General features: G+C 53.6%; 10 protein-coding genes and 3 tRNA genes. 7 read left to right on the top strand and 6 right to left on the bottom strand.

Going from position 1 to position 10,744, the window contains the following annotated elements; all coding sequences use genetic code 11:
* Positions 1–20: 20 nt before the first annotated feature.
* On the bottom strand, positions 21–1,352 hold the full coding sequence (gene argA / locus ACSZO4_RS08575; RefSeq protein WP_437888462.1) for an amino-acid N-acetyltransferase: 1,332 nt from the start codon (positions 1,350–1,352) through the stop codon (positions 21–23).
* A 232-nt stretch (positions 1,353–1,584) separates the two neighbouring features.
* Here argA and amiC point away from each other — a divergent pair, with 232 nt between their 5' ends.
* Positions 1,585–2,838, top strand: coding sequence for an N-acetylmuramoyl-L-alanine amidase AmiC (amiC, locus tag ACSZO4_RS08570; protein WP_437888461.1), 1,254 nt, complete (start codon positions 1,585–1,587; stop codon positions 2,836–2,838).
* Between the two features lie 177 nt (positions 2,839–3,015).
* On the opposite strand, the gene ACSZO4_RS08565 is transcribed toward amiC, so the two are convergent.
* From ACSZO4_RS08565 to ACSZO4_RS08555, 3 genes are all read right to left on the bottom strand, one after another.
* Positions 3,016–3,092, bottom strand: a tRNA-Met gene (locus tag ACSZO4_RS08565).
* Positions 3,093–3,136: 44 nt separating this feature from the next.
* Positions 3,137–3,213, bottom strand: a tRNA-Met gene (locus ACSZO4_RS08560).
* A gap of 45 nt (positions 3,214–3,258) precedes the next feature.
* Positions 3,259–3,335, bottom strand: a tRNA-Met gene (locus ACSZO4_RS08555).
* Between the two features lie 205 nt (positions 3,336–3,540).
* Between ACSZO4_RS08555 and mltA the strand changes: the two genes are divergently transcribed.
* Entirely contained in the window at positions 3,541–4,638 is a 1,098-nt protein-coding gene (gene mltA, locus ACSZO4_RS08550) for a murein transglycosylase A (RefSeq protein ID WP_437888460.1), read from the top strand.
* Positions 4,639–4,719: 81 nt separating this feature from the next.
* Entirely contained in the window at positions 4,720–5,526 is an 807-nt protein-coding gene (gene tcdA / locus ACSZO4_RS08545) for a tRNA cyclic N6-threonylcarbamoyladenosine(37) synthase TcdA (protein WP_437888459.1), read from the top strand.
* Here the strand turns inward: tcdA and csdE are convergent.
* Both csdE and csdA read right to left on the bottom strand, forming a co-directional pair.
* Positions 5,517–5,966, bottom strand: a complete 450-nt coding sequence (gene csdE / locus ACSZO4_RS08540; protein WP_437888458.1) for a cysteine desulfurase sulfur acceptor subunit CsdE — start codon at positions 5,964–5,966, stop codon at positions 5,517–5,519. The genes tcdA and csdE overlap by 10 nt on opposite strands.
* Complete coding sequence (csdA, locus tag ACSZO4_RS08535) at positions 5,966–7,174, bottom strand: cysteine desulfurase CsdA (RefSeq protein WP_437888488.1); 1,209 nt, start codon at positions 7,172–7,174, stop codon at positions 5,966–5,968. The genes csdE and csdA overlap by 1 nt, the downstream gene beginning before the upstream one ends.
* A 192-nt stretch (positions 7,175–7,366) precedes the next feature.
* Between csdA and ACSZO4_RS08530 the strand changes: the two genes are divergently transcribed.
* The 4 genes from ACSZO4_RS08530 (at position 7,367) to rlmM (ending at position 10,389) form a co-directional block, all read left to right on the top strand.
* Positions 7,367–7,597, top strand: coding sequence for a YgdI/YgdR family lipoprotein (locus tag ACSZO4_RS08530; protein WP_437888457.1), 231 nt, complete (start codon positions 7,367–7,369; stop codon positions 7,595–7,597).
* Positions 7,598–7,948: 351 nt separating this feature from the next.
* A complete protein-coding gene (gcvA, locus tag ACSZO4_RS08525; RefSeq protein ID WP_437888456.1) occupies positions 7,949–8,863 on the top strand; it encodes a glycine cleavage system transcriptional regulator GcvA in 915 nt (304 codons plus the stop codon).
* Positions 8,864–8,900: 37 nt separating this feature from the next.
* Positions 8,901–9,296 carry a DUF423 domain-containing protein gene (locus ACSZO4_RS08520; protein WP_437888455.1) on the top strand — a complete coding sequence of 132 codons (396 nt, stop codon included), beginning with the start codon at positions 8,901–8,903 and terminating at the stop codon, positions 9,294–9,296.
* Positions 9,289–10,389 (top strand): 23S rRNA (cytidine(2498)-2'-O)-methyltransferase RlmM, encoded by a 1,101-nt coding sequence (gene rlmM / locus ACSZO4_RS08515; protein WP_437888454.1) that lies wholly within the window; start codon positions 9,289–9,291, stop codon positions 10,387–10,389. Before ACSZO4_RS08520 ends, rlmM begins: the two co-directional genes overlap by 8 nt.
* Positions 10,390–10,744 lie beyond the last annotated feature (355 nt).

Below are 10,744 nucleotides of genomic sequence, written 5' to 3'. Positions count from 1 at the left end.
GGTGTTTCCGGGGCTGTTTGTCAGCTTAAGTCGGCCATTAAGACCTTCGAGCGGCGCTGGTAGTTGTACATCTCTTTTTTGCTTTCCGGCAGCGAGTCGATGTCCACGGGGGTAAAGCCGCGCTCCTGGAACCAGTGAATACTGCGGGTAGTGAGAACAAACAGCTTGCTCAGCCCCATCTGTTTCGCCTGGGCGGCAATACGCTCCAGTAGCACCTCCCCGCGCGATGAACTGCGGTAATCAGGATGAACCGCGACGCAGGCCATCTCCCCGATTTTTTCTTCCGGGAACGGATAGAGCGCAGCGCAGGCAATAGTCAGGTTATCCCGCTGGACGACGGTAAACTTATCGATTTCCATCTCCAGCTGTTCGCGTGAGCGACGGACCAGGATGCCCTGCTGTTCCAGCGGGCGGATTAGCTCCAGGATACCGCCGATATCGTTGATGGTGGCCCGACGGATCTGCTCGGCGCTCTCCATCACGATCTGCGTTCCGATACCGTCGCGGGAGAACAACTCCTGCAACAGGGCGCCATCTTCCTGGTAGCTAATTAAGTGGCTGCGACGGACGCCACTGCGGCAGGCTTTCATGGCGCCGCGCAGAAAACGCACGGTACCTGAATGGTAATCGCCTTCCTCTTCCAGCGCCTCGACCCGGGCCTGGGCTTCGTTAGGGAAGAGCTCGGAGACGATGTGCCCCTCTTCGTTGTAGACCCCCTGCGATGAGCAGAAGCCGATCATTTTGTCGGCTTTGAGCTTGATGGCCAGTTGGGTGGCAATCTCTTCCGAGGTGAGGTTAAAACTTTCCCCGGTGACGGAGACCGCAACCGGCCCTATCAGCACGATCGCACCGCTGTCTAACTGGCGGTGGATGGCCTCTTCGTCAATACGACGAATACGTCCGCTATGGCAGTAGTCGACGCCATCATCGACACCCAGCGGCTGGGCAATAATAAAGTTACCGCTGACCACGTTGATATGAGCACCCTGCAATGGCGTGTTGTTAAGGCTCATTGACAGCCGGGCGGTGATATCCAGTTGCAGTAAACCCGCCGCCTGTTTAACCAGGTCCAGGGTTTTTGCGTCGGTCACGCGGATATGCTTATGGTAGATAGGTTCATGGTGGTGGGCCGCAAGGTTGGCATCGATCTGCGGGCGTGCGCCGTAGACCACAACCAGCCGGATCCCCAGACTGTGCAGCAGCCCGATGTCATTGACGATACTGGAAAAGTTTTCATGCTCAATGGCTTCACCGCCGAGCATAATGACAAAGGTTTTGCCCCGATGGGTATTAATATAGGGGACAGAGTGGCGAAATCCCTGCACCAGTTCGGTTCTACGTTCCTTTACCACGGCCAATCCTCACTGCATGATTATTCGTAAAAAGTGTATTTTTATTCTTTTGTGGCCAGATGTGCAAGCCAAAAATGCATCATCAGTTAATAATGGTGTTACCTTTTGCTGGCAAGGCTCCACGACCTTTACCGTTTTATAGATGACAGCTTATGCGTCATTCGTTAAAGTTTTCAGTCAATTCTTACGAATAATCAGTTATTCATCTTTTTTGCTTTGGATCGGGAGAGGCATGTCGGGAAGTCAAAAAGCGCTAAGCCGCCGCAGATTATTACAGGGTGCGGGGGCAATGTGGTTATTAAGCGTGAGCCTGGTTGGCCTTGCCGCCGTCAGTCAGGTGGTCGCCGTGCGCGTCTGGCCTGCGTCTACCTATACCCGTGTAACGGTTGAGTCTAACCGGGTCATTAAATATCGCCAGTTCTCGTTGAGTAATCCTGACCGGCTGGTGGTCGATCTTGAAGGCGTCAATCTTAACTCCGTGCTTAAAGGTATGGGGGCGCAGATCCGGGGTGACGATCCTTTCATTAAATCGGCCCGCGTGGGGCAGTTTGATCCCCAGACTGTGCGCATGGTGTTTGAGCTCAAGCAGGACATTAAACCGCAGCTGTTTGCACTGGCCCCGGTGGCGGGGTTTAAAGAGCGTCTGGTGATGGATCTCTACCCGGCCAATGCGAAAGATATGCAGGATCCGCTGCTGGCGTTACTCGAAGAGTATAACCAGGGGGATCTGGACAAGCCGGTTCCGCCAGCGCAAAGCGGGCCGCAGCCGGGGAAAGCCGGGCGTGACCGTCCGATTGTTATCATGCTTGATCCCGGACACGGCGGTGAAGATCCCGGCGCTATCGGTAAATACCGGACCCGCGAGAAAGACGTGGTGCTGCAAATTGCCCGTCGCCTGCGGGCCCTTATCGAAAAAGAGTCCAATATGAAGGCGTATATGACGCGTAATGAAGATGTCTTCATTCCGCTGAAAGTGCGCGTTGCCAAGGCGCAGAAGCAGCGTGCCGACCTGTTTGTCTCTATTCATGCGGATGCTTTCAGCAGCCGACAACCCAGCGGATCTTCGGTGTTTGCGCTGTCGACCAAAGGCGCCACCAGTACGGCGGCGAAGCTGCTGGCCGAATCACAAAACGCATCGGATTTAATCGGCGGCGTGAGTAAAAGCGGCGACCGTTATCTGGATCATACGATGTTTGATATGGTGCAGTCGCTGACCATCAACGACAGTCTGAAGTTCGGTAAAGCCGTGCTCAATCGGCTGGGCAACGTGAATAACCTGCATAAAAATCAGGTTGAGCAGGCCGGGTTTGCGGTGCTGAAAGCGCCTGATATCCCGTCGATCCTCGTGGAAACCGCGTTTATCAGTAACGTTGAGGAAGAGCGCAAACTCAAAACGGCAAAATTCCAGCAGCAGATTGCGGAGTCGATTCTGGCCGGGATTAAGGCGTACTTCGCCGATGGGGCTACGCTTGCGAGAAGAGGGTAATTTTTTATCAGAATGTTTTATTCGAATCATTCAGGTTGTGCCGAGGCCGGCAACGGAATGAATCCCCGGGAGCGTATATAAGTACGTGACTGGGGTGAATGAAGGCAGCCAACAATGGCACGGCGTGAATGCTGAAGAATAAAAACAAAAAAACACCCGTTAAGGTGTTTATTGTGTTGGTTGCGGGGGCCGGATTTGAACCGACGACCTTCGGGTTATGAGCCCGACGAGCTACCAGGCTGCTCCACCCCGCGTCCGTCTTTACTCTTCATCGAGTAAATTTGCATCAGATTGTAATTGGTTGCGGGGGCCAGATTTGAACTGACGACCTTCGGGTTATGAGCCCGACGAGCTACCAGGCTGCTCCACCCCGCGTCCGGATTTACTCTTCCATCGAGTAAATTTACTTCTGATTTTAATTGGTTGCGGGGGCCGGATTTGAACCGACGACCTTCGGGTTATGAGCCCGACGAGCTACCAGGCTGCTCCACCCCGCGTCCGTGGATGCGCACTATACTCCGCTAACGTTCTGATGCAACCCTTTTTTAACGGTTTAGCATATTAGCAGCCTGATTGTATAAAAACAGTACGATGAGGGCGTTTTTTGTACCAGCCATGCCGCGGGTTGCGCAAGCGCATTTCATTACCGGGGGCGGTTTGTTATCTTCATCAGGCTCCGGATTAACCAGAAGATGAGAGACAATGAAAGGACGTTGGGCAAAATATCTGCTAACAGGCGCAATGGTGACACTGCTTGCCGCCTGTGTTTCAAAACCGACCGATCGCGGTCAACAGTATAAAGATGGCAAGTTTGACCAGCCTTTCTCTCTGGTAAACCAGCCTGAAGCCGTTGGGGCTCCTATCAACGCAGGCGATTTCTCTGAGCAAGTGAGTCAAATCCGCAGCGCCTCTCCACGTTTGTATTCCGGTCAGAGTGCTGTCTATAACGCTGTCCAGAACTGGCTGCGTTCAGGCGGCGATACCCGCAATATGCGCCAGTTCGGTATTGACGCCTGGCAAATGGAAGGCGCCGATAACTACGGTAACGTCCAGTTTACCGGCTACTACACACCGGTTGTGCAGGCTCGTCATACTCGACAGGGAGAATTCCAGTACCCCATTTACCGTATGCCGCCGAAGCGTGGGAAACTGCCCTCCCGCGCCAGCATCTATGCCGGCGCGCTTAGCGAAAGTTATGTCCTGGCATACAGCAACTCGCTGATGGACAACTTTATTATGGATGTACAGGGCAGCGGCTATATCGACTTTGGCGATGGCTCGCCGCTGAACTTCTTTAGCTATGCCGGGAAAAACGGCTGGTCTTACTATCCTGTCGGCAAGGTACTTATCGACCGTGGCGAAGTGAAGAAAGAAGATATGTCGATGCAGGCGATTCGTGCATGGGGCGAAAAGCACAGCGAGGCGGAAGTGCGTGAGCTGCTGGAACAAAACGAGTCTTTCGTCTTCTTTAAGCCGCAGTCTTATGCGCCAGTGAAGGGGGCCAGTGCGGTACCGCTGATCGGTCGCGCCTCGGTGGCCTCCGATCGCAGCATTATCCCGGCGGGCACGACGCTGCTGGCCGAAGTTCCGCTGCTGGATGTGAACGGTAAATTCACCGGGCAATACGAGCTGCGTCTGATGGTGGCGCTGGATGTCGGTGGGGCGATTAAAGGCCAGCACTTTGACATCTATCAGGGCATCGGCCCCGATGCCGGGCACCGTGCCGGATGGTATAACCATTATGGCCGTGTATGGGTGCTGAAAACGGCACCGGGTACCGGCGGCGTGTTCAACGGCTGATTGTGATACACTCCATCCGCTCTCCCGCTGCTGCGGGAGAGCATTTTCCCGTCTTATTTTTCAAATGCATTCTGAGGTTTTATGTCTGTGGTCATCAGTGACGCCTGGCGCCAGCGTTTCGGCGGTACGGCACGTTTGTACGGTGAAAATGCCCTGCAATTGTTTGCTGGCGCACATATCTGCGTGGTGGGGATCGGCGGTGTCGGCTCCTGGGTCGCCGAAGCGCTGGCACGGACGGGGATTGGCGCGATCACATTGATTGATATGGATGATGTATGCGTGACCAACACTAACCGTCAGATCCATGCCCTGCGTGATAACGTTGGCCTGGCAAAAGCAGAAGTGATGGCCCAGCGTATTCAGCAGATTAACCCGGAGTGTCAGGTTACCGTGATCGACGATTTTCTGACCGGGGAAAACGTCGCTGAGCTACTGAATAAAGGCTTTAGCTATGTGATTGACGCTATAGACAGCGTGCGGCCCAAAGCGGCGCTGATTGCTTACTGCCGCCGGTATAAAATTCCGCTGGTGACCACCGGGGGCGCTGGCGGGCAGATCGATCCGACCCAAATCCAGGTAGCCGATCTGGCGAAAACCATTCAGGATCCGCTGGCGGCAAAACTGCGCGAACGCCTGAAAAGTGATTTTGGTGTGGTGAAAAGCAGTAAAGGCAAACTCGGCGTGGACTGCGTTTTTTCCACCGAAGCTCTGGTTTACCCGCAGGCAGACGGCTCAGTCTGCGCGATGAAAAGCACGGCGGAAGGGCCAAAACGGATGGATTGCGCTTCCGGATTTGGCGCCGCAACCATGGTGACCGCCACCTTTGGTTTTGTGGCCGTCTCCCATGCGCTAAAGAAAATGATGGCGAAAGCGGCGCGTCAGGCCTGAGTCTGGCGAGCGGCTTCCTGTACGGCGGCGCTCAGTGCCGCCAGCCCCTGATTACGCGAAGCGCTCAATTGCGCGCGTAGCCCCAGTTCATCAAAGAGTGCGAGCGGGTCAGTAAGCAGAAGATCTTCTGCTCGTTTACCCTCAATGGCGGTCAGTAGTACCGCCAGCATGCCGCGAACAATACGCCCTTCGCTGTCGCCAAAGAAATGGAGTCTGCCGTCATCCCCCAGTTGATGGCCCAGCCAGACCCTGTTTTCACAGCCTGCAATTTCCTGCGCCTGCGCTTTCAGGCTATCGGCAAGCGGCGGTAGCTGCTTGCCCAGCAAAATAAGCTGGCGGTACTTGTCTTCCCACAGCTTTAGCGGCGTAAAGATCTGGCGCAGGCGCTCTTCATTCAGGGTGTGACCGAACGGATGTCCGGCCGCAAAAGTGTTATTCATCAATCCACCAGAAGGTCTAAGGCGCGGTCAACGGCAGCAACCAGCGCGTCCACATCATGCTGAGTATTATAAGGCGCAAAGGAGGCCCGTAGGGTGCCTTTTACGCCCAGAGCGGCGAGCAGCGGCTGGGCGCAATGTTGCCCGGCGCGCAGGGCGATGCCATAACCGGCCAGTAACGTGACCATATCGCTATGGTGGACACCGGCAAAATCAAAGGCCAGCAGACTGGAGTCCTGAACCCGGAAAGAGCGGAAGCCCGGACGTTTCGCCAGCGCCTCTTCTGCCAGTGTCGCCAGCCCCCGGCTGTAGCTCTCTGCCTTGGCAATATCGATCTCCTGCAACCACTCCAGCGCGGCACTCAGACCAATAACTCCGGCGACATTGGGCGTGCCTGCTTCCAGTTTCCAGGGCGCTGGCTGTGTCTGAAAACCTTCGAAACTGACTTCGGTAATCATTTTGCCGCCGCCGAGCCACGGGGACATCTCCTCCAGCAAGGCGCTTTTGCCATACAGCGCGCCAATGCCGGTCGGACCATACAGTTTGTGGCCAGAGAAGGCGTAGAAATCGATATCAAGGCGCTGGACGTCCGCCGGAAAGTGCACCACACCCTGTGCGCCATCCACCATCACCACCATCCCCGCGTTATGCGCCAGAGTAATCGCCCGCGCCAGATCCGGGCAGCCGCCCGTCACATTCGACATCTGGCCGATCGCGAGAATACGGCTACGAGGGGTGATAAGGGTCGTCAGTTTATCGAGGTCCGGCAGGGCATCTGCCCCCAGCGGCAGCTTTACTACACGCGCTCCGGTTTGCTCTGCCACCATCAGCCAGGGAACCAGATTGGCATGATGTTCCGCTTCGCTGACGATGATTTCATCGCCTGGATGCAGGCGCGGGCGCGCCCAGCTCTGGGCGACCATATTAATGGCTTCGGTTGTGCCACGGGTCCAGACGATATTTTTGCCGTCAGACGCGTTAATCAGGGTGGCAACCTGGTCGCGGGCCGATTCGTAGCGGGCGGTAAGTTTTTGCGCTTGCGCAAACTGGCTGCGATGCACATTCCCGGCGCTCAGGCTGTAAAACCTCTGCGTCGCGTCAATGACCGCCTGCGGTTTTAACGCAGTCGCTGCGCTGTCCAGGTAAATACCGGCGTCTGCAAGTGCAGGAAACTGGGCGCGAAATTGCGCCGGGCTGAAAGCGTTGTTCATTGCATTCCTCTCGTCAATAGCGCGATCGTCGCGCAAATTTAGCGCCGCGGCAAGAAGGTTGCTCTCCATCGGAATTGTCTGTTTGTCCCGGCAGCGGTTTGTAAGCAGGTTATGCTAAATAGTGTTGGGTATTTATCTATGCCTGTTTCTAAATGAGCTTTATGAAGCATTAATTGCTATGAGGAGAAGAATATGAAAAAGGCCGCTGCAATTATATCTGCCTGTATGCTCACTTTTACACTGAGCGCCTGTTCGGGGCCGAACTACGCCATGCACACTAATGATGGCCGGACCATTATCTCTGAAGGTAAGCCGAAAACGGATGATCAGACCGGCATGATTTCGTACAAAGATGCCAACGGTCATGAGCAGCAGATTAATCGTACTGATATCAAAGAGATGGTCGCGCTCGAGAAGAAATAACGCTGTTTTCAGGCAAAAAAAAGCACCGCAATCTTGCGGTGCTACATTAATCACTATGGACAGACAGGGTAAATGTACAGGAAGTGAAAAAGGGGTAGCTTCGCTACCGTAGTCTGAAATGTCAGACCAATTGCAAACACAACAACACAACATCACAACCGTAAGCCAAAAGCTCATCAGAACACGCATTCCAACAAAAGCTTCTCGTTCCGGCTCAGGAAGTGCCGCCACTATAGGTATTTGCTGGTAGAAGCTCAACGGACAATTTATAATGGCTCAGATAAAAAAAACTAATAGGTTAACCCTTGTTTCCTGTTTGTTAAAACGCCTTAACATCTAAGCCTGATAACCATGTCCAAGCGATTGCCACCACTCAATGCATTACGTGTTTTTGATGCCGCTGCCCGCCATTTAAGTTTTACGCGCGCCGCCGATGAACTTTTTGTGACGCAGGCCGCAGTAAGCCATCAAATCAAGTCTCTCGAGGATTTCCTGGGGCTAAAACTGTTCCGCCGCCGTAACCGTTCCTTACTGTTAACGGAGGAAGGGCAGAGCTATTTTCAGGATATTAAAGAGATATTTTCCCAGCTCACCGACGCGACGCGTAAACTCCAGGCGCGCAGTGCCAAGGGGGCGTTGACGGTCTCATTATTGCCCAGTTTTGCCATTCAGTGGATGGTGCCCAGGCTCTCCAGCTTTAACTCAGCTTATCCGGGAATCGACGTCCGAATCCAGGCGGTGGACCGGCAGGAAGATAAACTGGCGGATGATGTGGACGTGGCCATTTTTTATGGCCGTGGCAACTGGCCGGGCTTGCGTGTTGAAAAATTATACGCAGAATATCTGCTGCCAGTCTGCTCGCCGTTATTATTAACCGGGGATAAGCCCCTGAAAACGCCTGCGGATCTGGCGAATCATACCCTGCTGCATGATGCATCTCGTCGCGACTGGCAAACTTATACGCGGCAATTAGGTCTTAATCTAAACGTGCAACAGGGACCGATCTTCAGCCACAGCTCGATGGTGCTGCAGGCGGCAATCCACGGACAGGGTATTGCGCTGGCCAATAATGTTATGGCCCAGTCGGAAATTGAGGCAGGTCGTCTGGTCTGCCCGTTTAATGATGTTCTGGTCAGTAAGAATGCATTTTATCTGGTTTGTCATGACAGTCAGGCAGAACTGGGTAAAATAGCCGCCTTTCGCCAGTGGATACTGACAAAAGCGGCAAATGAACAGGAAAAGTTCCGTTTCCGTTACGAACAATAATTGCAGCGCAGTACGCGCATGACCTTAAGGTACAACCATGACCAGCCGTTTCATGCTGATTTTTGCCGCAGTGAGTGGCTTTGTTTATGTCGCGCTGGGAGCCTTTGGCGCACATGTTTTAAGTAAGTCTTTAGGTGTTGTTGAAATGGGCTGGATCCAGACCGGCCTGAATTATCAGGCGTTCCATACCCTCGCCATCTTCGGGCTGGCGGTGGCGATGCAACGTCGCATCAGTATCTGGTTTTACTGGAGCAGTGTTTTCCTTGCGTTGGGCACGGTGCTGTTTAGCGGCAGCCTGTATTGCCTTGCGCTCTCGCATTTACGCCTGTGGGCGTTTGTAACTCCCGTCGGCGGTGTCTGTTTCCTCGCTGGCTGGGTGTTGATGTTTATTGGTGCTATCCGTCTGAAACGTAAGGGCGTTGTTCATGAATAAAGTGGTTTTGTTGTGTCGCCCTGGTTTTGAGAAAGAGTGCGCCGCAGAAATTACCGATAAAGCGGGTCGTCGTGAAGTCTTCGGCTTTGCGCGGGTAAAAGAACATTCCGGCTATGTCATTTTCGAGTGTTATCAACCTGATGATGCGGACAAACTGGCGCGTGAACTGCCGTTCAGTTCGCTGATCTTCGCTCGCCAGATGTTTGTGGTCGGTGAGCTGTTACAACATTTGCCTCCGGAAGATCGCATCACGCCGATCGTGGGCATGTTGCAGGGCGTGGTGGAGAAGGGCGGCGATCTGCGCGTTGAAGTGGCAGATACCAACGAAAGCAAAGAGCTGATGAAGTTCTGCCGTAAATTCACCGTGCCGCTGCGCAGCGCGCTGCGTGAAGCGGGTGTGCTGGCGCGTAGCGACTCCAGTAAACGCCCTGTTGTGCACGTGTTCTTTATTGCGCCAGGTTGTTGTTATACCGGGTATTCTTACTCCTATAACAACTCGCCGTTCTATATGGGCATTCCGCGTCTTAAGTTCCCTTCTGACGCGCCAAGTCGTTCGACTCTGAAGCTCGAAGAGGCTTTCCACGTCTTTATTCCTGCTGATGAGTGGGATGAGCGCCTGGCAAATGGCATGCATGCGGTGGATCTTGGCGCCTGCCCTGGCGGCTGGACCTACCAACTGGTGAAACGCAATATGTGGGTCGCCTCGGTGGATAACGGCCCGATTGCGCAAAGTCTGATGGATACCGGGCAGGTGACCTGGCTGCGTGAAGATGGTTTCCGCTATCGCCCTACGCGCAATAACATCACCTGGATGGTTTGCGACATGGTGGAGAAACCGGCCAAAGTGGCAGCCTTGATGACCCAGTGGCTGCTCAACGGCTGGTGCCGCGAAACCATTTTCAACCTTAAGTTGCCGATGAAAAAGCGCTATGAAGAGGTGCAGCAGAACCTGGCTCATCTTCAGCAGCAGCTTGAAGAAAATGGCATTAATGTTGAGATACAGGCCCGTCAGCTTTATCACGATCGTGAAGAAGTGACGGTGCATGTGCGCCGCTGGTGGGCGGCGGTCGGTGGTCGTCGCGACGAGCGCTAACCCCTCTCTCCTGATACTCTGGCTTGCCTGTTCACCGGCCAGGGTATCTGCTTTCCTCTAAATTAGAATATATCTATCCCCCTTTAATAATTCACGCCACCAATAAATATATTTTTATTTTCGATAATTAGAGAACAACGTCGTATTTACTTCGCAGTATTATGGAGGTAATGTAAATTCATATTTTCTCCATTTTTGTTTATCAACTCGCAGGATGCGATTTAATAGTTAAGTCATGGATAAAAGACTGATGATAGATAAAAGAATAATATTACTGCGGCTAAGGAAGGTGCGATTTAATCGTCAGTTATGAGAACATAAGGCTTTCTTTGCCATAGATTTTTCACGATGCCCG

This window comes from Phytobacter sp. V91 (assembly GCF_965644225.1).
GTDB lineage: Bacteria > Pseudomonadota > Gammaproteobacteria > Enterobacterales > Enterobacteriaceae > CBFFRJ01.
The sequence above is the reverse complement of the archived record's forward strand: the minus strand, read 5'-3'. Positions and strand labels throughout refer to the sequence as shown.

Coding starts and splice junctions, on each gene's coding strand:
- ACSZO4_RS08520 (WP_437888455.1), top strand. CDS start 8,901: ATGACCAGCCGTTTCATGCTGATTTTTGCCGCAGTGAGTGGCTTTGTT.
- rlmM (WP_437888454.1), top strand. CDS start 9,289: ATGAATAAAGTGGTTTTGTTGTGTCGCCCTGGTTTTGAGAAAGAGTGC.
- ACSZO4_RS08530 (WP_437888457.1), top strand. CDS start 7,367: ATGAAAAAGGCCGCTGCAATTATATCTGCCTGTATGCTCACTTTTACA.
- tcdA (WP_437888459.1), top strand. CDS start 4,720: ATGTCTGTGGTCATCAGTGACGCCTGGCGCCAGCGTTTCGGCGGTACG.
- csdE (WP_437888458.1), bottom strand. CDS start 5,966: ATGAATAACACTTTTGCGGCCGGACATCCGTTCGGTCACACCCTGAAT.
- amiC (WP_437888461.1), top strand. CDS start 1,585: ATGTCGGGAAGTCAAAAAGCGCTAAGCCGCCGCAGATTATTACAGGGT.
- mltA (WP_437888460.1), top strand. CDS start 3,541: ATGAAAGGACGTTGGGCAAAATATCTGCTAACAGGCGCAATGGTGACA.
- gcvA (WP_437888456.1), top strand. CDS start 7,949: ATGTCCAAGCGATTGCCACCACTCAATGCATTACGTGTTTTTGATGCC.
- csdA (WP_437888488.1), bottom strand. CDS start 7,174: ATGAACAACGCTTTCAGCCCGGCGCAATTTCGCGCCCAGTTTCCTGCA.